Below are 23546 nucleotides of genomic sequence, written 5' to 3'. Positions count from 1 at the left end.
TCAGACCACCTCATTTCAAAATAGGATGAATTTCCACTCTGCGAATCAACGCCGCTTCCTCAGCTGGGCGCATACGCCGCTGTACTAGCATCAGCCGAAGCTGACCATCTAAAATGGCATCCGCCTGCAAATCAGCTGAAGCTTCAGCTGTAGACATATAACGGCCCTTGTCCTGATCCAGAGGAAGCTGGATTTGAGCGGCAAAGCCCTCGATCAGTGCGGAAGCTGCGCGGTTTTCTTCAGTGGTGTCCGGGGCGTTAATATGCCCGATGAACCGTTTACGCAGCTCATACATGGAGGCTCCCGCCATCCTAGTTTCGCAGCCGCTCATTCGCCATAGTACCGCGTGCCGTCCTGGCTGTGCGGGCCAAGCGTCGGCGTATACCGACCACGTTTCGCCCAGTTGCTTCTGCGTCCAGCGGACCAGCGCGGCCAGCCACTCTTCCGGCTGTGTAGCACCGTTTGCTGGAACGGCCGAACCACCTTCCGTCTCAGGCACATACACGCCAAAACGCAGCGTTCTATAGGCCTTGCCCGTAACAGTGTCCAGCTTTTCTGCATCCCGCACGCCCAAATAGTGCGCGGTAAAAGCCGATGTGTCCTCACCTGCACCTGTCACTGGTTCCCGGTGCAGCCCGGCAATCAGGGCATTCGCCCATACATCAGCCAGCGCCAGCCCGGCTTGTCCTGCGTACAGCTTGATGCGAACAACCTGCCGATAGCCGGCCCAGGAAGACTTCCAGATTTCCTCGCCCAGCGCCATAACAGCATACGGCTCCTCTGCCGTCTGCGACGGTGGCTGAACATCGTATACACGCCCTTGCAGCGCTGGAATAATTTCAATGAGCTTTTGCTTAAAGGCTTGTCTCATCCTGCGGCATGCCACCTTTGCGTACCCTGCGTTCGCATGTTGTGGCTATTCAGCCAGGCTTTTTTCCACTTCCGTGTTCTCATCCGGCGCAGCCTCGTACTCATGCATTGCAGCATCCCTTGCTTAGGCAACACGACTCCTCCTTTCTATTCAACGAATTCCCGGGAACCGACAGAGACGATCACCGCATGAAAAAACCGGCCCTAATGGCCGGCTAACGTTTGACTGTGTGTGTCTTCGGTATGTCCTCTTGTCTTGATTCCCGATGATATAATCTTACACCCTAATAACGAATGCGTTGCCGGGGAAATGGACGATAAAAGCAGAGACTAGGGATGATGTTGGGAGGTTTTTAGAGAACATGTGTTCCTGTTATAAAAAAAGGCCTTGATCCCTGTTATTACAGGAAATCAAGGCCTTTTAGGAAACCATTTTAAAATAGAAATGAGAACAAGTGGATAATTATTACATTAACCCAGTTTTCGATCCGCGCCCTTCTGCAAGCCTGCCAAATTTAAAACGCCTTGGTCCGCCAGTGCAAGCGCCATTTTGTAAAAAGCACGCGTACGAAGCTTCGTGTACGTATCCTTGCTGACCGGAGGGTCCAGTACGTAATTGTAAACCTTGTAATCAAACACATCGTCATCCTTTAAATAACGTTCACGGATGAGCAGCTGTTCGCGTTCATTCAAGCGACTCACTACGGCATCCACCATTTCGCAGTAGGCCAAGCGGGCGGCAGGAGCATCTACATTATATACGGCTGTCCGGGCCGTTGGATCGCTTGTCACATTCGTTGGGCCGTTCGGGCGATCCGTATAGCCAGCCGTAATAAAGCTCTCCCGATCCATAAAAGTAATCGTTTTATAAATTCGGTATTTCTCAAACACACCCTCCAATGCATTCTGCGTTTTGCGACGGTCCAATTCGGGTAAGTTATTTCTCATGTAAAGCAACACTCCTTATCTTATGCCTTTTGACAATGATGTATTTTTAAATGAGGATTTTGCACTTCGAAGCGATTGGAATCGAATTTTGCAAAATCCTGAAATAGAAAAACGTTCGTGTTTACATTGTGTTCCCCTTTTGTTCGTATCTTGAGTATAACATAACATTATTTAGGATAGGTATCCATCGTCAAAAAAAGCAGTATAGCTCTAAAAACAGGATATTCGCTTTATTTTCCTATGCCTTTTGGCATATTACGTGCTTTTACTATTTACCTAATGGTATAATAAAACTAGTATCTATGATTCTCTTGCAGAAAGGAGCCCCCATTGTGGAACAGCCAGCATTCGGAACTTACTTAAAACAGCAGCGTGAGCACAAGCAATGGAGCATCAACCAGTTGGCAGATGCTGCAGGTATAAGCAATTCACAAATTTCCCGCATTGAAAATGGACTGCGCGGAATCCCCAAACCCTCCACTCTCCGCAAAATAGCGGACGCGCTTAGCGTATCCTATACCGAAATGATGAAGGCCGCCGGATATTGGGGAGATGATGATTCAATGGAGCAAAATCCACATGAACTTTATCGTTCTACTGTGCCGGAATGGGCAACCTCCAAAGACCGCCGGGATTTTAAAAAAATGCTGGAGGAAGACGACGAATTAATGTTCGATGGCATTCCGCTGGATGAAAAAGACCGTCAACGGATCAAGGACGTGCTGACAGGTCTGTTCTGGGAAGCCAAGCAGATGAACAAACATAAAAAGCCCAAAGAGCCCCAAGCGGGCAAAGATCAGGGATAGTAGGTGAGCGCATGAACGAACTCATTCACAAACTTGTCCGAAAATACCGTACCAACTGCCCCTTCGATATTGCGAAAGCTTTGGGTATCCATATCCGATACTGCGATCTAGGCCCCACAACCAAAGGGCTGTATTACCACAAGCTGCGTAGAAGATTTATCGTTATCCACAATGGCCTCACACCCGAATGGGAACGGTTCGTCTGTGCGCATGAATTGGGACATGACCGACTGCATAAAGGCATTAGCCGCTTTTTTATGGAGGAGCACTCCTACTTTTCCCCAGGAAAATTTGAACAGCAGGCCAATCGGTTTGCCGTGCTTTTGCTGAGTGAGGGAAAACCGCCACTAGCTGACGAAACGTTGGATCACTATTTACCCCGGATCGGGCTGCCCAAAGAGACTGCCCTTTTTTTTGACCATAAATCAGAACATTAGTTCCTATTCTATAAGTTGCTGTTTATTACTTCCTCTACAATATAGGTAACTAGACGGTGGATTTAACAACCGATATCTCAAAAAATTTTAGTGCTTTGATATAAAATAGAAGTTATTTTTACAATCATCTGATAAAATGTGGTCGTAAGCGGTTTCTCTAATTCATTCATTTTATGGGAGGTTGAAGGAACAACATGAACTCATGGAAAAAACTCTCGTCGATCCTGACGACTGCCGCGCTTCTACTTGGTTGTCTCGGTACAGCAGCAGCAGACCCAGCAACCAATGTGGGAACAGCGGGAACGGCAACGGCTCCAGTCAGCGGTAAACACATCACCATCCTACATACGAACGATACCCATGCCCACGTGGTCGCGAACGACAAGGAAATGGGATTCGCCAAGCTGGCGGGTATCATTGATCAGTATCGGGCTTCCAATCCCAATACGCTGCTGCTAGATGACGGGGATACCGTTCATGGAACGACCTTCGCTACTTTGGTTAACGGCGAGAGCATTGTGAAAGTGATTAACAAGCTGCGTTATGATGCTATGGTTCCGGGTAACCACGAGTTTAATTATGGTTGGAAGCATCTTGTTGAGCTAAGTAAGGAGATTCAGTTCCCTGTGCTCAGCGCCAATATTAAACAAACAGACGGAACACGTTTGTTCAAACCCTATGTTATTAAAGAAGTGGACGGCGTTAAAATCGGTATTATCGGTTTGACTACGCCAGAAACAGCATATAAGACTAATCCCAAAAATGTTGAGGGTATTCAATTCACCGACCCTGCGGCTGAGGCCAAAGCGGCTGTTGATGAAATCCGCAGCAAAGTAGATGTCGTTGTTGTTCTTGGTCACCTGGGGCAGGATGCGTCTAGTAAGGACACCAGCCTCAAGGTTGTTAAGGAAGTGCCTGGCATTGATATTTTCATCGATGGACACAGCCATACCGTACTGGAAAAAGGCTTGGTTAGTGACAATGGTACATTGATCGCTAGCGCAGGTGAATACACCAAGTATCTGGGTGTTGTGGACTTATGGGTCGACGGCGGTAAGGTTACGCAAAAGCAAGCCAAGCTGATTGATTCGACTCAAGCAGTCGACGTTCAGCCCAACGCTGAAATTGCTGCATTGATCGCCTCCATTCAAAAGGACCAGGAACCTATTCTTAAAGAGGTTGTAACGCAAACAAGTGTGGATCTGGAAGGAGCACGCGAAAAGGTACGTGCAAGTGAAACCAATCTTGGCGACCTGCTCACCGATGCTATGCGTGATGTTTCGGGAGCAGACGTGGCTTTAACGAACGGTGGCGGCATCCGGGCTTCCATCAAGACGGGGACAGTAACCAAGGGAGACATCATCACTGTGCTGCCCTTCGGCAACCAGATCGTTACCCTGAAAGTGAAGGGCTCTGACATTCAGGCCGCACTGGAAAATGGTACAGCCTCCTATCCAGAGCCAAGCGGAGGTTTCCCACAGGTATCAGGTATCTCGTTCAAAATAGACACATCAGCAGCCAAAGGGAGCCGTGTTCATTCTATCCTGATCGGCGGAAAGACACTTGATCCTGAGGCAACATACACACTGGCCACCAATGATTTTACTGCCGTAGGTGGTGACCAATATACGATGTTCGCTAAATATCCACAGGCAGGGATGTTCGGCTCGCTTGACGAAGCGTTAATTCGCTACATGCAAAAGGTGGGCTCCGCTAGCCTGCAAGTACAAGCGGACGGTCGCATTCAAGAAGCCAAGGCTGACGGTAAAACTTCTGTCCCTGCCACACAAGCTGCGCCATCTGCTTCAACGGCAACACCCGCACCTGTGCAGGAAAAGCCGCAATCCGTACCTACACCGGCTGCGAAACCAGCACCCGCAAAACCGGCACCGGCAAAGTCTCAAACAGCCAAGCCACAGCAGACATCCGCTTCTGCACAAGTTACAAATAGCCATGTATATGTTGTGAAATCCGGGGATACGCTGTATGACATTTCCCGCAAACATGGTACCACCTGGCAACAGCTTCAGCAGTTGAATAAGTTGAAGAATCCTCACCGCATTTATCCGGGACAAAAGTTAGACCTCCCGGCCTAATTCAATAGCTAGCAAAAACAGCGTCCGGAATCCTAGTGGTTTCGGATGCTGCTGTATGTCAGGCGTTTTTAGATATGCGATAGTCCAAGCTCATTTGGACATCGCATATTTTTTTTAAAAGCAAACCTTTTAACCGCTGACAAGTTGTGAACCGAGAGGTATGATGGAGAAGAGTCATTCGGGCAGAGAACATTCGTCCCGATACCCATCGGGATCAGTTATATGTGTGGAAGGAGTCCAGAAATGCAATACATTATTTACGATCTTGAATTTACCGTTAGCCGTAACGCCAGATATTCCTCCGAAATCATTGATATCGGTGCCGTCAAAGTTGTTCAGGGAGACGATGGCCTATACGTTGCGGATACGTTTCACAGTTTTGTAAGACCCTCGAATCGGCCTGTACTCTCTACAGATACCGTTCAGTTCACGGGTATTACTCAACGAGACATTGATGCCGCCCCACTATTCCCTGAAGCTGTGAAGCAATTCATAGCCTGGCTCGGTACGGATTCCCCTTATTATTTATGCGCATGGGGCCCGGATGACCGTCAGAAGCTGGTATCCCATTGTCGTACCCATCATGTAGATCTCGGATGGATTCATAATACAAATGATATACAGAAGCAGATTTCCCGTCTGTTTAGTTCCAATGGAAAGTACCGTCAGTTGAGCCTGTCTCAGGCGCTGGAATTGTGCAACATTGACTTTGACGGTCAACAACACCGGGCACTGGATGATGCCGTGAACACCGCACAGGTTTTCATGTACCATTTTGATCGTATTACATTAGTTCATAATGCTGCTGACGATGAGGAAAGCCGCGGCTCGAAGCTCGTCTACTCCTCACCAGAAGAAGAACAGGAGCAGTACAGTCCTTTTGGCAATCTCGCCAACCTGTTTAAAGACCGTTAAACGGATAGCTCCCCGGCCCGTTCCGGGGGATCTCCCCCTGTTATTCTTGATTTCCTGCCTTTTTATCGAAATAGAATGCCCCCCAGGTCCGCAGCATTTCTTGCATTCGTTTGCGGTACCGTAAAGGCTCCAGGATCTCGGCCTCAGCTCCATAGGAAGTGAGCCAATCCAAAAATTCACGGTCATGATTGACCGTCACCTCAAACAACAAACTTCCATCCGGCAAATCCTTAAGAAAAGGCTTGATGAACAGCTCCTCTTCTTTGACCCGATATACAGACTCGGCAGAAAAACGTACCACAAACCGGATATTCTGATTTCCTTTGGTCACCGACCAGGTCCCTTTAAAAAACATTTCCATTTCAGTTGTATTTTTTTGAAACGTATACGGCAAAATTCTCATGTTCCGAAAGCGGCTGATCCGAAAGGTTCTCATAGCGGAGTGCTTGTGACAAAAACCAAGCATATAGAATCGCCGATCCTGCGGAACCAAACAATAAGGATCTACCTGAACTAGGGATACATTTTCATTTTGAGGCGAGCTGTATTCCGCTTCAATCGTCTGCTGCGTAAGACTCGCCAAAACAATCAGCCTGAGCAGATAGGGCTGGTTTTCCCGATCAAGTGTCGAGCCGAGCCGGATGATATTTTTCATTTCCTGCGCGAAGCTCGTCTGGTCCATCTTTTTTTTCTGACTAGAGGCCATCACTTTCTCATAAGCACTTTCAAAAGCTGGCGGTAAAAGAGGCTTTACCGTTTCCATAATCTCTCCCAGCTTGGTAAAAGCCTCTACCTCTTCTTCTGTCCAATTCAGAGGATACAAAGCAAAATTACTAATAAAAATGTACCCTTTGCCATGCCCCATATTCGTAATCGGAATATGCATAGCGCTTAACGCCTCCATATCCCGGTATATAGTACGTTCTGATGTTTCACAACGTTCGGCAAGCTCTCTTGCCAATATCCCCGGATTTGCCTGAACAATAGTAATAATCCGCATTAAACGTATCAACCGATCAGTCAAGGAAGTCTCTCCTTTACAAAAAGATAGTAAATTAGACTCACTATATTACACAAATAAACTAGCATAATTGCCTATCTTAAAATATCATTTTCAGTAAAATGAACATCTCCTACCGATATTGCTTTATTAAAAATGACCTTAGAACTATACGCTGTGAATGAGACAAAAGTACCACTCCATTTATTGCGTATGGCCAGAATTAACTCGGCTTCCTGCAGGTAGTCCATGTCATCGCTTCTTGCTGCACGTATAAGTAATTCATCTGCTTGTCTGGTAAGGATGAACGCCCCTCGCTCATATTCCCCTTTCTCGTACATACGCAATGCTTTTTTTACAATAGGGGACGTCTCATTCAGCTTTATGTATTTTTCCACCTTCGGGTTGGATGGAATGCTCAGCAGACCAAGATGATGCGTGAAATGGATATAGAGCTGGTCTGTCCGGATCAGCGTTCGCTTTTCCTGCGATGGCTTGCGCCAGCTCCACTCCATCATTCCAATCGTATGTCTTCCGGACGAGTGAGCCGGTATAGAAAACGTTAAAATAGCCTGTCTATATTTTCCCCGTCGTACATCACCACAGTGAACAAACATGCTATCTCCGTTTTCTGAGCGTTTAAAACCGAGCCTCACCCCTTCAGCTTTTAATAGACTTACCCCGTTTTCTGGAATGAACTGGAGTTGAAGGTCACATCCCGCTGCTTTCGGTATTAGATTTCCTTTTCTTTTACGTATAGCTCCATAGCCCCATTCTATCAGTAGATTTACTTGTTTGGACCCATTCGCAGATATAGACTCTTTGTCCCATGTGCACGTTACATTGAGCATTGACTTCACCACTGGTAAATTCCCCCTAAAAGAACATGTAACTCTAAATTAACAGTGTTATCTGACACTATATTGTCAGGGAACGTATGTTTGATTGTGAAAATTATACATGGGAATCTTTATGAAGGGGGACCTAGTTTGGTAAATAACATTTTAAACCATTTTAATTACATAAATGCGCAAAAATAGCCCGGCATATGCCGGGCTATATTATAGTCTACTTCTATATTTATACTTATGAGATTGTAGTTTCTGTTAAAGAAACTTTCGTTTTTGTGCAAATATCAGATATAGGAGCAAAAGTAGTGCTATCTACAACGAGATCCTTTGATAACGGCTTTCCATTTACAGTGATTTTTAAAGTTTTATAGTTTTGTTCTCTCTCATTCATCTTGCAAAATCTCCTTCTATATCAATTTTTAATATATTTCAGTTCATATATTCAACTTAAGCCCTGATCAGGTGCGGATCGTTCTTTACTCGTATGCTGGAAAAAATGCCGGAATGTTGCCGCTTCCTTGATATACCCGTTTTAAGGTACACTTAAACTAATATATCGACTTTTTTTGAGAACATTTTCTCCGTATTTGTCGTCCATTTATTCTAAAATCTGCATCCGAATCGTTATATTATACGTAACCATGTCATATGGGTAATGATCCGTATCACCTAACATCTTGGTTTATCAAAAGGGGGAACATCTCTTGGCACGACCAACTTGTCGTTTTGCTTTGTACCGCCGCATTGTCTGCGCTGCTATAGCACTTTTGTTTATTTTTGGGATAACTCGTGTACCCGAAGTACATGCTGCTTATTGGGATGATGTGTACCAAGGCTTCGAGCAATTTTCGCGGTTGCCCGGTGATGTGTATCAGCTCAAGGAAAGCTACCGACAAACACAGGAAGATCTGGAAAAGGCTCGTAACAGCTTAGAGGCCTATCAAGAGCAAAATGCCCAATTGCTGGAGCAAAACCGCAAGCTGACTGACACTGTCACAGAATTAAAAAATCTTCAAACCCAGCGCGATCAGGCTTCACACCGAAATAAAATGCTCATCATCACAGCTATAATTCTCCTGGCCGGTTATTTTATCGGTATCCGACTGTTGCGTTACGGGATGCGTCGACGTTCGGGAAGGTACTAACTGTCTGAAAGGATGAAAGGATGAAAGGTCTGAATGGACATACAAGCAGGACAACACCATGATGAAAGCGTCGGTTCGGTCGTAACGCTCGATCTGGCGGAAGGAGAAAAGCTGCATGTTCTGCATCCGCAGCAAATCATCGCATACCGCGGACCCAGCTCAGGCCGTAGTGATAAACTGATGAATATTAAGGGCATGTATCGCAAACACAAACTGATTCAGGCCGATTTCACAGGAGCTTGTCGCCTAATTGCCGCACTTCCACCTGGCTTTAGTCTAAAAATGATTAAGCTTGAAGGAAGCGATGATCTGTTATACGATTTTCGCAACCTGTTCTGGTACAGCTCCGGTATTCAAATGCGTACCAAGCTGCTAAGCATGAAAAACATGTTGTTTAGCCGCGATGTTATAAAAATGAAATTCGATGGTGTTGGTCAAATCGGTCTTTTGACGCAGGGATTGGTATGTCAAGAACAGCTTCATCCGACAGAGCCGATATATGTGGATGCAAGCAGCGTCATTGCCTATCCCGAAAACGCCAAACTGGAGTTGACCGTGTACGGCAACCATCTGGCCAGCCAGCATATGAACTATCATTTTAAAATGACCGGACAGGGTACCGTACTATTTCATGCTGGGGAACATCATCGGCAGCTTCAACAGGATATGAACGACGATGGCGTGATCAAGCGATTTTTACGGGAAGTCATTCCATTTGGTGGAGTGTTTATCAAATAGCCCTGCCATGCTATAATGACAATGCTATAGCCGTCTGTCCTCATGGCAGACACTAATGGAGAAAATCCATGCGTCATGCATGGGAGAGGTTCGCGAACTCCCTCTATAAAAAACTAACGATGCTTTGTCCTCCGCAAGAAAAATGAATTCGCGGGGCAAGGCCTGTTTTTTGTTGAAGTCGGTTCAAGAACTCTCCTTCTTCCAAGTGACAAGACTCCATGTCTTGCACCATTCCAAGAAGATCGAGAGGTTTTTTTTATGTTTACAAACGAAAAAGCAGTCGTCGTATTCAGCGGCGGCCAAGACAGCACAACCTGTTTATTCTGGGCAAAAAAACATTTTGCTGAAGTAGAAACCGTGACGTTCGATTACGGTCAACGCCACAAGCAGGAAATCGAAGTAGCCGCTGGAATTGCCCGCGAGCTGGGTGTTCCGCAAACGGTACTGGATATGAGCCTGCTTAATCAACTAGCCCCTAATGCCCTCACACGCACCGACATTGACATTACTCAACAGGAAGGCGAACTGCCTAGCACCTTTGTAGACGGTCGTAACCTACTGTTCCTGAGCTTCGCGGGAGTTCTCGCCAAGCAAAAAGGAGCGCGCCACTTGATTACAGGCGTTTGTGAGACGGATTTCAGCGGCTATCCCGATTGCCGGGATTCCTTTATCAAATCGCTGAACGTCACACTGAACCTTTCGATGGACTATCCCTTTGTGATTCATACCCCGCTCATGTGGTTGAACAAGGCCGAAACCTGGCACATGGCCGATGAGCTGAAAGCTTTTGAATTTGTAAGAACACGTACACTAACGTGCTATAACGGCGTCATTGGCGACGGCTGTGGCGAATGCCCTGCTTGCAAACTTCGCCGTGCTGGACTCGAGCAGTATCTCGCGGTGCGCGGTGCTTCATCCCAAGGAGTTGAAGGTCATGCGTGAGCCAGGTACCTTTCGCATTGTCGATAAGCTCCAGCAGTTCGGGACAGACATTGAGCACTCTCAGCTGCGTTATCACCGCAAACGTGTACTAGTCAGCAAACAATTTACATTCGATGCAGCACATCATTTGCACTGCTACGAAGGCAAATGCAAAAATCTGCACGGACATACCTATATCGTCGTGTTTGGCATAAGCGGTATACCGGGCGAAACGGGTCTAACGCTGGATTTTGGTGACATCAAAACGATCTGGAAAGAGCGGCTTGAGCCTTTTCTGGACCATCGTTACTTGAATGAGACGCTTCCTCCAATGAATACAACGGCGGAAAATATGGTCGTCTGGATCTTTGAACAAATGGAGTCAGCCTTGACCTCGGATGCATACTGCAACCGTGTCGCAGGTGGACGTACCGAGTTTGTACGGTTGTTCGAGACACCTACCAGCTACGCCGAGTTCCGACGGGAGTGGATGCTCGATGAGTAATACCGTGACGACTCACCAACCCATGACAGCCTCCCACGGCACCAAACTAGCCCCTATTCCCGTACTAGAGGTGTTTGGTCCTACCGTTCAGGGCGAAGGTATGGTCATTGGTCGTAAAACGATGTTTGTTCGCACCGCAGGCTGCGATTACCATTGCTCGTGGTGCGACTCCGCCTTTACCTGGGACGGCAGCGCCAAGGACCAGATCCGTCGTCTGAGTGCCACTGACATTTGGCAGGAGCTGAAGGCCATCGGTGGCGAACGGTTTTCGCATGTGACCCTTTCTGGAGGCAATCCTGCCCTGCTACCGCAGCTTGGGGAGCTAATTACCCTGCTGCGCAGTCAAGGCATTGCCACCGCTGTCGAAACACAAGGCTCCCGTTGGCAGGAATGGCTGTACGATATCGATGAGGTAACCCTATCCCCGAAGCCGCCCAGCTCTGGTATGACGACCAACTGGGACGTGCTGGATGATATCGTCGCCCGTCTGTCGAACCGGAAGATGGCGGGTGAGTCCCGAGCTACATCCAACGTCCCAACCGCAACAGGCTTGAAGGAACCCGCTAACGAATCTGCGCGGCTCTATACCGGAGCTTGTAGCTTGAAGGTCGTCATCTTTGATGACACCGATCTTGCCTATGCCCGCATCGTTCACGAGCGCTATCCACACGTACCGCTGTTCCTCCAGACGGGTAATCCAGATGTGAACACGGAGAACACCGGACAGATTGCGGAGTCCCTACTCCATCGTTATGAATGGCTTATCGACCGTGTCATGGACGATTCCCGACTAAACGACGTAAGAGTACTCCCGCAGCTCCACACCCTCGTATGGGGCAATAAACGCGGCGTATAACACTTATATGTAATATATTCCGTATGAGCTGTATGTGATACACAAGATACACCAAATTAGTCGAAGTACACCCTCGACACCCAAGTTACAAAACAAGAGAAACCCTCGTCCGTAAGGACGGGGTTCTCAACAAGCTCGCTCCTTTTATAAAGGAGCGAGCACTATTCACTTCTGCCCCAACCTACAGGTAAACGGGTAGGGACTTTATGGTGTTGACAGCGGTCGGTAGCGAAGTGGAGGATTTGAAGCTGTAGAAGCGTTAGCGTTAGCCTTTGAAATGGGATTCTAACCTATATCTTTCACCTTATCAGAAAGAATCCCATTTCAACAGCGATCGGAAGATCAAATCATTCGCGGAGCGACCTCCCCACCACCATAACTCCCTATCTCGTTTACCAAACCAAACCAAACTTAAGGAGCCCCATCCAATGACCGGAAGAACACCCGAAGAAATGACCGACGTTACCCTGCTTGGCAATCAAGGCACACAATACACGTTTGCCTATGATCCCGCCATTCTCGAAAGCTTTGATAATAAACATCCGTATCGGGATTATTTTGTAAAGTTCAATTGCCCGGAGTTCACCAGCCTGTGCCCGATTACAGGACAGCCTGATTTTGCAACCATCTATATCAGCTACATTCCCGATATTAAAATGGTAGAAAGCAAGTCCCTTAAGCTGTACCTGTTCAGCTTCCGTAACCACGGCGATTTCCATGAAGACTGCGTCAATATCATCATGAATGACTTAATTAAGCTGATGGACCCTCGCTACATTGAAGTATGGGGCAAATTCACGCCACGCGGCGGCATCTCTATCGACCCGTACACCAACTACGGCAAGCCAGGAACGAAGTACGAACAGATAGCGGAGCACCGCATGATGAACCATGATATGTACCCGGAAAAGATCGATAACCGTTAAGCTAATAACTCTTCTGACATAGCGTAAATATCAAGGGGTTGTCCTAAAGTCATCAAATGACAAGGGACAGCCCCTTGGTTGTACTGAAAGGATGCTGTGCATGCTCGTGGCGTTACACATCCAGATCAAATCTTGATTTTTTATATTCATACGGTGTTTTACCCATAACTTCTCTAAAAGCTTTTCTGAAAGATTTCTCGTTTGGAAACCCCACCTCGTAAGAAATTTCTGTAAGTGACTTATTGGTTGAATCCAGTAAATCGATCGCCTTCTCCAAACAAAGAATTTGCTTGTATTCGGTAAACGTCTGGCCTGTATATTCATGAAACATTCGCGACAAATAAGCCTCCGAATAACCGCAGATACGGGCCGTTTTGGCCAGGCTAATATTTTCAGTATAATGCTCTTTAATAAAGTCCATGATTGTCTTTATCTTTCGTTGCTTTTCACTAAATACTTCCGGTGGAATGTCTGTTGCTTGACTAAAATGATTGACAAGCAAATATTTCAGTTCAATAATTCGGCTTTGCTCTAAAATGTAGTCGTATTTGCTTTTGGAAATATGTAGATCATATATATCCATAAACAATCCTCTTAATTTAGAGATTATAGTATCTTCAACTTGTTTCTCTTGCGTGTTTAATTGGATGATTACTTGTTCATTGGCAAAGAAAGTGTCTGGAAATTGCAGCACAATGACTTGGTTCTCCGTAATGCTCTGCGTGGAATGCGGGACATTGCTGTTAATGAATAGCGCATCCTTTTCCATCAAAATAGTTATTTTTCCTTCATGCCACACCTTTAGACTTCCACTTGTACAGTAGATCAACTCCATATTGCTGTGAAAATGCATAGGAATGACTCTTTCTGTATCTCTGGATTGGAACATAAAAAGGTTAATCATTTTTTTTCTGTCTATTTCGATATGTTCATATATTTTTTTCATCACTACACCTCATCAGCCAGCCATGAGTGATCCATCTGTATTCTATATTAAGCAATAAACTCTTATACTAATACTCATACTATACCGATAGTAAAATGCCCGGACAAGCAGAATCTATTCAACGGACCAAAATAAAAAAGAAGGCAGTTCTTCCCGTAAACGGGATAATGAACAGCCTTCCTTAGCCTACTTGCAACTCGGCAAGCAAAAAAATGTTAACCTACACATTCCTGCAACTGATACATTCTAACTTCACCTACATTGTCTCCTGCCTCAAGCAATACATTGCGTTGGTCTGCATCTTCTATGAAATAACGCAGGGAAAACACTTCTTCACCCTCGTTAACAAATATTTCCAAGCTTGAGCTTTCAATGAATATTTGCATTTCTGCAAGCTTATTATTTAATGTTGCTTTTCTGTACTCCCTCTCGCCAGTCAACCAGTTTGTTCTCCAAACTGTCAGACTATTTTGTTCCCAATCATAGTCAAATTGCACAGCATCCCTAATGATCATTTTAAAGTTTTCTGTGAGTAAGGAAAAATGAACAATGAGCTCCGTTTGTGTAGAAGGCAGTAACCACTCACTGTTATTTTGAATTTCCCCTTTGTAATGCATGTCATCCAGTCTTAACAATTGTAATTCCGGCAATGGTTTCTGGTACAACACACCGTTCATCAATACCACTTCTCTAGGAAGTGTCAATGCATGAATCCAGCCCTCCTGAATGGTCGGAACAGCTCTCTCCGCTTCCTCATTCATGGCGCTCATCCATCCGAACATAATGGTTCTGTCATTAACCTTAAATGATTGTGGCGCGTAAAAATCAAATCCTCGATCAAGCTCTTTAAAATCGGAAAGGTTGCCGTTAAATTTGCCTGTATCCGATAATTTGCCAACAATATAACCCGATTGATTAGGATTTTTATAATATTCGCCTTTCTCCAGTAAACCCTGAGGAGAGAAAATAAAAACATCATTTTCGGCAAAATGAAGTACATCCGGACATTCCCACATATATCCAAATTGATGATCGTGATCAACAAATGATCCTTGGCATTCCCATTCGGACAAATTTTTAGATTTGTAGATAAGCGTATCTCCAGTCAAATCTTCTCTCTGAGCACCAACAATCAACCACCAGTTCCCGTGTTGGTCTCTCCATACTTTCGGATCTCGAACATGCCGGGTATAACCTTTGGGGTGCTCAAACAAGGGACCTATTTTTTGGAAATACTCGCCATCCTCCGAAATCGCGGCGCATTGATAGCTTTCTTTTACTCCATCATCTCGGATTACATTTCCTGTATAAAACAGATACAGCTTTTCATTATGAACAATGCCTCCGCCCGAATAAATGCCATCCTTGTCATACCATTCTGAAGGCTCCAGCGCGACACTTTTCCTTTGCCAGTGCACCAGATCGCTGGAAACAACATGGCCCCAGCATTTATTTTTATGCTCCGTTCCTTTTGGATTCCACTGATAGAACACATGATATTGATGATTGAAATAGGCAAGTCCATTAGGGTCATTGAGCAAACCGTAAGGAGGAGTAATATGATATTTCAGGTTATACGCGTCGCTTTTATTCATGCTCATCCTCCGGTAAAAAAACAAAACTAAAACTCAGCAAAATTTCCTGCGAGCTTGACCCGATATAAATATCAAATTCGCCGGGTTCACTTTTGTATTGCATTTCACGATCATAAAATTTAAGCATCTCTTCATGAATTGAAAATTCGACATTTTGGGTCTCGCCACTTTGCAAAAAAACTTTTTTAAAGTCTTTTAATTCTTTCACTGGTCTTGCAACACTTGCAAATTTATCGCGAATATATAATTGGATCGTTTCCTTTCCATCATAAATTCCAGTGTTGGTGACAGAAATACAGATATCAACTGACTCATTTTTTTTCATTTCTTTTTGGCTAACTGTTAATAGGCTGTATTCAAATGAGGTATAGGATTTACCATAGCCAAACGGATACAAGGGTTCATTCACTTCATCAATATATCGGGATGCAAACCGATAAGAACCATTTTCCTTTAAATTTGGTCTTCCTGTATTCAACTCATTGTAGGATATCGGAATTTGTCCAACGCTTCGTGGAAAGGTCATGGCTAATTTCCCCGATGGATTGACTTCCCCATACAGTATATTGGCCAGTGCTTCTCCGCCCATCGTTCCTGGATACCAGGCTTGGACAATAGCGTCAACTTTTCCGGCTACTTCGGTAAGAATCAAAGGTCTTCCGCTATAAACGATCAGAACCATCTTTTTGCCCAGTAAACTTAATTCATGGAGCAGTTTCATTTGCGGCTTAGGAAGCGTCGGGTTCGTTCGCGATCCCCCTTCTCCGCTCTGATAAATACTTTCTCCCAAGGCGAGTACAATGACATCCGCTTCGTTAGCATTCCGGATCGCTTCGCGCAGTAGGGCCTCCTCATCCACTGTTTCAGCAGCCAGCTTGTCCGCATATTTTCCAAGGGCTTCTCTCGCATTAGTGGGGAGCATATGCGCCCCTTTGCAAACCGAGAGATTGTCGGGATCAACATGCTTTAATAATCCCATTTTCAAATTGACGGTATCCGCCTCATCCCCCTTAATGGCCCACATGCCCAGGGTGGAGTTTTCATCTGCGTAAGGACCGATTAAAGCTACTTTGGTATGTTTAGACAATGGCAGTAGTTGATTTTCATTTTTCAGCAAGACTACGGATTCTTCAGCCAAGGACAGCGCGGCTTTTTTATGTTCATCTGACAGAATACTGTTTCTCGACCGCTGAACGGTTTCCTGTAATCCGCGGAACGGGTCCTCAAAAAGCCCCAAATCATTTTTTAGCTTTAAAACACGGTATACAGCTTCATTCAAAAGCTCCAGCATATGCTCGTTATCCGATACTACTTTCTCCAATTGATTGGCATATATCGCTGTCTTCATATCCACATCAACACCAGCCAATAACGCAATCCTTGCGGCTGAAGCCTCGTCTTCAGCATAACCGTGCATGATCAGTTCTTCTATAGCGGCGTAATCCGAGATCAACACACCATTAAAATTCATTTCTCGTCTTAGCACGTCGCGGTTAAGCCACTCGTTTCCTGTCGCAGGGACGCCGTTCAAGGTATTAAAGGCCGTCATAACAAGCTTTGCCCCCGCCTCGATTGCAGCTTGATACCCTGGCAAATAATATTCTCGCAGCGTATGCTCCGACATATCCACGGCGTTATACTCACGTCCAGCGACAGGTGCCCCATAAGCGGCAAAATGCTTGACGCAAGCGGCAATTTTATTGGCTGGTATGATCCCTTCCAAGTTTCTTCCCTGTATCCCCTGAACCATGCTTTCAGCGTATTTCTTCGCTAGCAAAGTATCCTCTCCAGGCGATTCCATCACCCGCCCCCAACGGGGATCTCTAACGATATCTACCATGGGGGAAAAGGTCACGTGAACACCTTCGTCGTAACATTCCTGGGCAGCAATCGAACCCGCATGTTCTATTCCCTCATAATTCCAACTACATGCTTGTGCAATAGGAATCGGGAAGATAGTTCGATACCCATAGATAATATCTGCCATGAACAGCAGCGGAATTTTATGAATCGATTTTTCCAAATAATCCGTTTGCAACTGGATAATTTTTTCTGGGTTAGTGATGTTCAATATCGATCCTGTGTTATATATATTGTAGCCGGCGTTTAACCCTAATTTTTTTAAAGGCCCTGTCACAACAGTGTCTATATCCCCTTCAAAAAAATCACCGGTCAGTTGGATGAGCTGGCCTATTTTCTCTTCTATTGAAAGGCTGTCCAATTTCTTAAGTAGTGTGTTGTTGTCCATGATTCTCCCCACATCATTTTATTTGTTATCTGTTTTTTCTTTAAACCCAAAGATCCACGTTAGCGAAAATGCTACAGCAAAGCCGATTACACAAACTAAAATGTAAAGAAATATCTGATTGTTCAGGTACAATAACATTCCAGGTAGGGCTGTAATCGACATCCCCGTTGCTTGAATATTAAATATACGTGCGAAGAAACCACCAACCGCTCCTCCAATCAAGCCCATCATGAACGGTTTGCCATATCGAATGTTCACCCCAAAGATAGCGGGTTCTGTAATGCCCAACAACGCTGACAAGGTAGAAGGATAAGCAATGGATTTGGTTTTTACATTTTTGGATTTTAGACCAACAGCTAGCGCAGCACCCGCTTGTGCGCAAATCGACGCCGAACTGATCGGGTTCACCATATTCCAACCATTGCCCACTAACATCTGTATTTCAATCAGGTTTAAGGCATGGTGTAGTCCGGTAACTACAATAATCTGATTGATGCCACCGTAAATAAATCCGCCGATGCCGTATGGTAATTTCAAAATGGCGGTAACAGCCATTAATATTAAAGCTTCCACCTCGTGAAAAATGGGACCAATTACGAACAATCCCAGTACCAGTGTTATTAATAATGTTAGAAACGGTGTTAGAATTAAGTCCAATGCATCGGGGACTGACTTCCTGATCTTCTTCTCCAGCATCGCCCCCACGACACCTATTATGAAAGCAGGCAAAACCGAGCCCTGATAGCCTGCAATTTTAATGAATCCGAAAAACACTAGTGGTTCCTGAACTTTTTGGGCGACATCCCAGGATGTAGGCAACGAAGGACTCACTAACATTAATCCAATCAAAATCCCCAATAGCGGCGATCCACCAAACACCCGGAAGGCCGACCAACATACCAACACGGGTAAAAATGCAAAAGCCGTATCGGTCAATATTTGTGTAAACAATATGAAATTCGCAGAAATATGATCAGGCGTAAGTCCAAATAACTGGAGCAGTGCAGGCTGAGTTACTAAGCCTCTAACTCCCATGAATAATCCTGTAGCTACCAATGCGGGCATAATCGGAACAAATACATCCCCGAAAACTCGGATCATTCTTTTGAACCGATTATCATCTTGGGTGGAGGCCATTTCTTTCAAATCAGCTTTTGATGTAGCAGATATGCTTTGACCAACCATGGCATCGTATACTTTATTTACAGTACCGGTTCCAAAAATAATTTGATATTGCCCAGAGGTAAAGAAAACGCCTTTGGCCTTATCAATATTCTCAATAAATTCATCATCAATAATTTCTCTATCTTTTACAATCAGCCTCAGCCGTGTGGCACAATGTGCCATGGAAATAATATTGTCTTCTCCGCCAAGCCCTTTAATGACATCTTGGGCTATTTTAACGTATTCCTTTTCAAGACTCATCAGTCTCTTCCTTTCCTCTGTTCCTCTTAGTTAGTCTGAATCATTTGAAAATTTGATCAAATATGCTTCTTAAGAATATCATGACTGCGCTTTCAAACAGCGGGATTATTTTACTACATTAAGGTCAAATTTTGACCTTTTTATACTTTTGATTAATTATGATGAAACAATAAAGTGCACCCTAGAATACATACTGGAATAACCTTCTGGTTTATCCCCATGTATTTTAAAGGTGCACTTCAATTGTTGTATAGAGAGTTAATTACGTTTTACTTAGTGACTTTCAACTGAGCACTGTCAGCTGTATAGATAACCTTCACTTTATAATTGCTTGGTAAACCTACTGTTTCAATCGAAGAAAATGCTCCATTCCGTTTACCATAAGTTAAGATCGTAGCACCATTGGCCGGTACATATTTGTTAGAAAAATTCAGACGTAATTTTCCGTTGAGTATGGCTGTTCCCTTCATTTTGAGCACATCATTTTTACTGTGCAGGTTAAGCTCAAGTGTTCCCTTGGCAGATTGTCTGTAATTTCCGCCAATAATCAGCTTTCCAGAAGCATTTTTAAGAAGAGTTCCCCCGTTATTCGTAATTCCACCACTTCCGAAAGCCGTTTCCGAAGTTCCTTCCAGAGTACCTTGTTCGATCTGTGTACCGCCGGAATACGTATTGTTGCCCATTAGCTTCAACGTACCTGTTCCCTTTTTAGTCAGCTTTCCAACGCCGGAGATATTGTTGCGCCAGCGATCCAGTGCATTGAAACCGCCTTTGGAAGCGTCCATATTTACCGCAACATTATTGGTGAAAGCACCGTAGCCATCCGCGGCGGAAAACAGGTTCAATCGTCCCCATCCCTCAGCATCATCAAGTACAGGATAGCCGGAAGGAATCCCTGTAGTAGCCAAAACCCAACGACGTTGTGTGCTATCCAGGTAAGGCAAGCGTGTCTCCAACAGTACCTCAGCTCCCTTAGGCACTGTCATTGGCGTCGTAGTTGGATTAACCTGACTGAATCCGTATGTTAATCGTTGATTATAATTTTTTTTGTTTGTGGCATAATTGCTGAATCGATCTGGAGCTGTGCCTTTTTGAGACAGCAGTTGTTTACGAGCATCCTGATAAGCCGCTTTCTTCAAACTGCTATTGGCTGGATCAGACAGGATAGCAGCAGCCATCGCCGTTGCCATGACACGTCCTCCCATAACATCAAGCGGGGAGTGCATACCGGCAACAACACGGTTATTGCCCAGCTCCGAAGCTCGTGTCAGCAGTTCCTGATAACGCTCCGGCACGGCATAGGCCATAGCAATAGAACTGAGATACGCAGCATTGGTATGACCGCTAGGAAAGCCGCCATCGCTAGTAGCATCAGCTTTGAGAGCAGGAATAAGGCTCGGAACAACCACTGAGTTATCGCTCCAGCGAAACGGACGAGGATAGCTAAAGTAAGACTTAGCCGGGTTCGTCGTAGAGTATTCCCCGCGCAAGGTATTTACCAGATTTACGATGTTACCGAGATTGGAGCTTGTACTCCCTGCATTCGTTCCCTCATCTTCGTATTTCTTAGTCAGGGCATCTGCCGGAATGTCGTTGATCGTTGTCGTGGCACCTGCATTCTTTCGATATACATCAGTGAGCGAACCCAGACCGTCGATCACACTGTAGCTCTGGTTTCTGCGATCATCCAAATAAGCCGCATCGGCCTCACTGGAAGTGCGCCGGGCAGCTATATCAATCACTTTTTGAATATTAGCGTCCAGCACGCTGCTGTTTATCTTGGTACCTGTATCCCAAGTAGCGCCGGGAGTCCAAAGCTTATTAAATTCGGAGAGCAACCCGAGGGTCGGATTAGAGCTTTCCGTCTTATTGGCAGAACTATTATTTTTATAATGATCTACGAAATATCCCCACGATGGTTCTGTTGGAGTTACCGTTGTTGGTAGGGTTGCCGCACTCGCATAACTTCCACCCAGGGAACCTAGAAGTAATGGTAAAGATAGTAATGCAACTGATAATGGTTTCCTTAGCGATTTCATTCTCAAATCAGATCCTCTCTTCTCTTGTGCTCTTCGTACTTTCTCTACGGAGCTATTATCTAAATAACAAGATGTATGATATAAAGAATCATATCTTAAGTTTGTTAAATAAAGAGCTTAGTTTTGTTAAATGAAAAAAAGGCATCCCAAGAGCCGTATATACGACTCTGGAGATACCTTGTTCAAACCGTTATAGAAAACCAGCTACCCTACAGCCATACTTCTATGACTTTGCCATTCACGAAAGCTACCGCCTTGAAATAAAGACTACGGTTGCCGTATACCCAGGCTTCGACTTGAGTTCCGTTTGAAGCAGCCCCCTTTTCTCTGACTGTTGGGTTTCCCCATGCGAACTGCACCTGCGTCGTATTCATGCCTAAGCTTACCTCATTATTTTTAATCTTGTTCCAGATGGCTTGCGACCATTGGTATTTCTTGTACGGATCGTAAGTCAGAAATTGATCGGAATCAGACAGCATTTGTGGAATGCGTGAAGCTCCGATGATGGAATACGTGTCATAAGTTTCGCCATTGGCCCCCTGGAAAATAACTTCGTAAGATTTAACACCGTTCGGATCCGTGCTGACTTCGATATCTTTAACTGTTACCTTGCCAAATCGCTCTCCAGCGCTATAGAAGTTATTGACCCAATAGGTTTTGCCAATTAATTTGGACAGACTGCCCAGATCAATGGCTCTGATAATTTTTGCCGTTTCCGGCGTCTCAATGACCAGCTTGGTAGCGCCCACAGATAATTCTCCTTGCTGGCGGTCACGATTCCATTTGAATCCGCCCAACTTCAGATCGGTCAGTAATGTTCCCGGGAATACAACCTGTCCGTTAACCGTTTGAACCTTGCCCTTCAGTGCAACAGGTTTACCATTCACCATCGCGGTGGAACTCCCTTTTTGGAGTACGATATTGTTTTTACCCAGCTTGATCGTAAAGGTCTGGTTCGCCACGGTAACAGATCCACCCAGCGTCTTGAACACAGACTGCACAGGTAAATACACATTGCCGTTCAGTATAGCCGCCCCGGTCAAGGTTTGATCGGACGATACCTTTAGTGTAAAAGAAGATGGTATTCCTTCGGTCTGCAGAGCTACGGATGTGCTTCCAATGCCCCTTACTTTGAGTGTACCCGAACCATTCTGCTGTAGCTCGGCAACCTGCGGTTTCTCTACTTCAATCTCACTAGCTTCGGGATGACGTGTTAGTCGATAACCGTTCGAATACGTCTCTTGTACATTTAATTGAATCGTATCGCCGATGGCAGCCTCTTTGGAGGTCGTCAACAAGGACATACCCGTTAATGTAGGCAAGCTCAGCGCAGTCGTGATCCCATCCTTATAGCCGACCCAAGAGCCATCCTTTAATTGTGCAAAAAGCTCGTCAGGCGAATCAACCAACCGTGCAACATTAGATAACCCGCTAAGCTGCACAGCTGGATATTTCTTCATTCGGTCATAGCTCCATACAGTCCCATCATGATGTACAGTAATCAAGACATGTGTACCTTTTTTCCATAAAATTGAAGAAATATCATTTCCCACTTCGCGCGGGGGTTCATTGGTCAGCATATCCAGCATCGTGACATGGCCATCTTCCTTAAGTACTGCAGCATACGCCGTACTCATTTTGATATCAAGCGCACCATCTACATGACCTATCTTGCGGGGCTTAGATTCTGCGTACCCTGTGGAATACCATACATCACCGGATCGAGTAAGAACCGTAAAGTAGGTACTTACCTTATCACCGTCTATAGCATCCGATATTCCCTCAACCTGTTCTCTTCCCCAAGAGATCGTCCCATCGGTTTTAATAGCCAGACCCTCACCTGTAATTTCTTTAACTCCTGAGGATTGAGCCGTCACTTTTGGGTCGGAGTTATCATCCCAGATGGCTACCTTCCCGTCCACAGTCCAGCCATAATAACCTTGGCTCTCGTTTTTGCTGCCTGTAATGCCTTTCAAATTCAATTTCTCAATAACCGGGCCATCTATACTCTTTCTCCATAAAGAACCGTCATCCAGTATGTAGTTATTCCGGTCGATCACGTCTATAATTTTAGCGTTTTTCCAAGTGTTGTTCGTCGTTACATTTGCCGCTACTGCTGTTTCTCCAGTGTTTAACGTAGTTCCCACCACCGCTCCACATACCATGGATACTGCCAGCAAAATCATCCCTGCTTTTCTCATCGTGGTTCCCCTTTTCTATCTATATATCCATATCAGTATTTTGCATAATTCCATTCCCAACGCTCAAAAATACATTAT

Annotated in this window: 22 protein-coding genes and 1 riboswitch; of the genes, 10 read left to right on the top strand and 12 right to left on the bottom strand. The window is 45.2% G+C overall.

Translation table 11 applies throughout. From position 1 onward, the window contains the following. Nucleotides 1-10: 10 nt before the first annotated feature. The 3 genes from NSQ58_RS19590 to NSQ58_RS19580 all read right to left on the bottom strand — a co-directional run bounded on the left by NSQ58_RS19590 (nucleotide 11) and on the right by NSQ58_RS19580 (nucleotide 1818). Nucleotides 11-871 carry a hypothetical protein gene (locus NSQ58_RS19590; RefSeq protein WP_341058066.1) on the bottom strand — a complete coding sequence of 287 codons (861 nt, stop codon included), beginning with the start codon at nucleotides 869-871 and terminating at the stop codon, nucleotides 11-13. Next, complete coding sequence (locus NSQ58_RS19585) at nucleotides 868-1002, bottom strand: hypothetical protein (RefSeq protein ID WP_023987373.1); 135 nt, start codon at nucleotides 1000-1002, stop codon at nucleotides 868-870. The genes NSQ58_RS19590 and NSQ58_RS19585 overlap by 4 nt, the downstream gene beginning before the upstream one ends. A gap of 339 nt (nucleotides 1003-1341) precedes the next feature. After that, nucleotides 1342-1818: an ArpU family phage packaging/lysis transcriptional regulator gene (locus NSQ58_RS19580; RefSeq protein ID WP_013309118.1), complete on the bottom strand. Its 477-nt coding sequence runs from the start codon at nucleotides 1816-1818 to the stop codon at nucleotides 1342-1344. 332 nt (nucleotides 1819-2150) lie between these two features. Between NSQ58_RS19580 and NSQ58_RS19575 the strand changes: the two genes are divergently transcribed. The 4 genes from NSQ58_RS19575 (at nucleotide 2151) to NSQ58_RS19560 (ending at nucleotide 6072) form a co-directional block, all read left to right on the top strand. Next, the gene (locus NSQ58_RS19575) at nucleotides 2151-2624 is read left to right on the top strand and encodes a helix-turn-helix domain-containing protein (protein WP_028543151.1); all 474 of its coding nucleotides are present in this window, start codon (nucleotides 2151-2153) and stop codon (nucleotides 2622-2624) included. An 11-nt stretch (nucleotides 2625-2635) separates the two neighbouring features. After that, nucleotides 2636-3061, top strand: coding sequence for an ImmA/IrrE family metallo-endopeptidase (locus NSQ58_RS19570; RefSeq protein WP_076264415.1), 426 nt, complete (start codon nucleotides 2636-2638; stop codon nucleotides 3059-3061). A gap of 194 nt (nucleotides 3062-3255) precedes the next feature. Next, nucleotides 3256-5157 (top strand): 5'-nucleotidase C-terminal domain-containing protein, encoded by a 1902-nt coding sequence (locus NSQ58_RS19565; RefSeq protein WP_341058065.1) that lies wholly within the window; start codon nucleotides 3256-3258, stop codon nucleotides 5155-5157. A gap of 243 nt (nucleotides 5158-5400) precedes the next feature. Next, nucleotides 5401-6072, top strand: coding sequence for a 3'-5' exonuclease (locus NSQ58_RS19560; protein ID WP_023987369.1), 672 nt, complete (start codon nucleotides 5401-5403; stop codon nucleotides 6070-6072). Between the two features lie 40 nt (nucleotides 6073-6112). Here NSQ58_RS19560 and NSQ58_RS19555 read toward each other — a convergent pair whose 3' ends face one another. The 3 genes from NSQ58_RS19555 to NSQ58_RS19545 form a co-directional block, all read right to left on the bottom strand. After that, nucleotides 6113-7096, bottom strand: a complete 984-nt coding sequence (locus tag NSQ58_RS19555) for a helix-turn-helix transcriptional regulator (RefSeq protein WP_023987368.1) — start codon at nucleotides 7094-7096, stop codon at nucleotides 6113-6115. 71 nt (nucleotides 7097-7167) lie between these two features. Next, nucleotides 7168-7935, bottom strand: coding sequence for a hypothetical protein (locus NSQ58_RS19550; protein ID WP_028543153.1), 768 nt, complete (start codon nucleotides 7933-7935; stop codon nucleotides 7168-7170). A gap of 223 nt (nucleotides 7936-8158) precedes the next feature. Then, nucleotides 8159-8314, bottom strand: a complete 156-nt coding sequence (locus NSQ58_RS19545) for a hypothetical protein (RefSeq protein ID WP_023987366.1) — start codon at nucleotides 8312-8314, stop codon at nucleotides 8159-8161. Between the two features lie 313 nt (nucleotides 8315-8627). Here NSQ58_RS19545 and NSQ58_RS19540 point away from each other — a divergent pair, with 313 nt between their 5' ends. The 6 genes from NSQ58_RS19540 (at nucleotide 8628) to queF (ending at nucleotide 13014) form a co-directional block, all read left to right on the top strand. Beyond that, nucleotides 8628-9068 (top strand): hypothetical protein, encoded by a 441-nt coding sequence (locus tag NSQ58_RS19540; protein WP_023987365.1) that lies wholly within the window; start codon nucleotides 8628-8630, stop codon nucleotides 9066-9068. Nucleotides 9069-9101: 33 nt separating this feature from the next. Further along, nucleotides 9102-9806, top strand: a complete 705-nt coding sequence (locus tag NSQ58_RS19535; protein WP_341058063.1) for an AIM24 family protein — start codon at nucleotides 9102-9104, stop codon at nucleotides 9804-9806. 79 nt (nucleotides 9807-9885) lie between these two features. After that, a riboswitch (PreQ1 riboswitch) is annotated at nucleotides 9886-9929 on the top strand. 135 nt (nucleotides 9930-10064) lie between these two features. After that, nucleotides 10065-10748, top strand: coding sequence for a 7-cyano-7-deazaguanine synthase QueC (gene queC / locus NSQ58_RS19530; RefSeq protein ID WP_068938506.1), 684 nt, complete (start codon nucleotides 10065-10067; stop codon nucleotides 10746-10748). Next, nucleotides 10741-11232, top strand: a complete 492-nt coding sequence (queD, locus tag NSQ58_RS19525; RefSeq protein WP_023987364.1) for a 6-carboxytetrahydropterin synthase QueD — start codon at nucleotides 10741-10743, stop codon at nucleotides 11230-11232. The genes queC and queD overlap by 8 nt, the downstream gene beginning before the upstream one ends. Further along, nucleotides 11225-12088 (top strand): 7-carboxy-7-deazaguanine synthase QueE, encoded by an 864-nt coding sequence (gene queE / locus NSQ58_RS19520; protein WP_341058061.1) that lies wholly within the window; start codon nucleotides 11225-11227, stop codon nucleotides 12086-12088. The genes queD and queE overlap by 8 nt, the downstream gene beginning before the upstream one ends. A 428-nt stretch (nucleotides 12089-12516) precedes the next feature. Next, the gene (gene queF, locus NSQ58_RS19515) at nucleotides 12517-13014 is read left to right on the top strand and encodes a preQ(1) synthase (protein ID WP_013309106.1); all 498 of its coding nucleotides are present in this window, start codon (nucleotides 12517-12519) and stop codon (nucleotides 13012-13014) included. Nucleotides 13015-13126: 112 nt separating this feature from the next. Here the strand turns inward: queF and NSQ58_RS19510 are convergent, their stop codons facing one another. The 6 genes from NSQ58_RS19510 to NSQ58_RS19485 form a co-directional block, all read right to left on the bottom strand. Continuing rightward, a complete protein-coding gene (locus NSQ58_RS19510) occupies nucleotides 13127-13960 on the bottom strand; it encodes a helix-turn-helix domain-containing protein (RefSeq protein ID WP_023987362.1) in 834 nt (277 codons plus the stop codon). A 215-nt stretch (nucleotides 13961-14175) separates the two neighbouring features. Next, the gene (locus NSQ58_RS19505; RefSeq protein ID WP_028543155.1) at nucleotides 14176-15555 is read right to left on the bottom strand and encodes a glycoside hydrolase family 32 protein; all 1380 of its coding nucleotides are present in this window, start codon (nucleotides 15553-15555) and stop codon (nucleotides 14176-14178) included. Then, complete coding sequence (bglX, locus tag NSQ58_RS19500) at nucleotides 15548-17803, bottom strand: beta-glucosidase BglX (RefSeq protein WP_341058060.1); 2256 nt, start codon at nucleotides 17801-17803, stop codon at nucleotides 15548-15550. The genes NSQ58_RS19505 and bglX overlap by 8 nt, the downstream gene beginning before the upstream one ends. Before the next feature lie 18 nt (nucleotides 17804-17821). After that, a complete protein-coding gene (locus NSQ58_RS19495) occupies nucleotides 17822-19228 on the bottom strand; it encodes a sucrose-specific PTS transporter subunit IIBC (protein ID WP_023987359.1) in 1407 nt (468 codons plus the stop codon). A gap of 269 nt (nucleotides 19229-19497) precedes the next feature. Further along, on the bottom strand, nucleotides 19498-21267 hold the full coding sequence (locus NSQ58_RS19490; protein WP_341058058.1) for an acid phosphatase: 1770 nt from the start codon (nucleotides 21265-21267) through the stop codon (nucleotides 19498-19500). 209 nt (nucleotides 21268-21476) lie between these two features. Then, nucleotides 21477-23468 (bottom strand): copper amine oxidase N-terminal domain-containing protein, encoded by a 1992-nt coding sequence (locus NSQ58_RS19485; RefSeq protein WP_341058057.1) that lies wholly within the window; start codon nucleotides 23466-23468, stop codon nucleotides 21477-21479. Nucleotides 23469-23546: the final 78 nt, after the last annotated feature.

The sequence above is a fragment of the Paenibacillus sp. FSL M7-0134 genome (assembly GCF_038007865.1).
GTDB lineage: Bacteria > Bacillota > Bacilli > Paenibacillales > Paenibacillaceae > Paenibacillus > Paenibacillus polymyxa_B.
The sequence above is the reverse complement of the archived record's forward strand: the minus strand, read 5'-3'. Positions and strand labels throughout refer to the sequence as shown.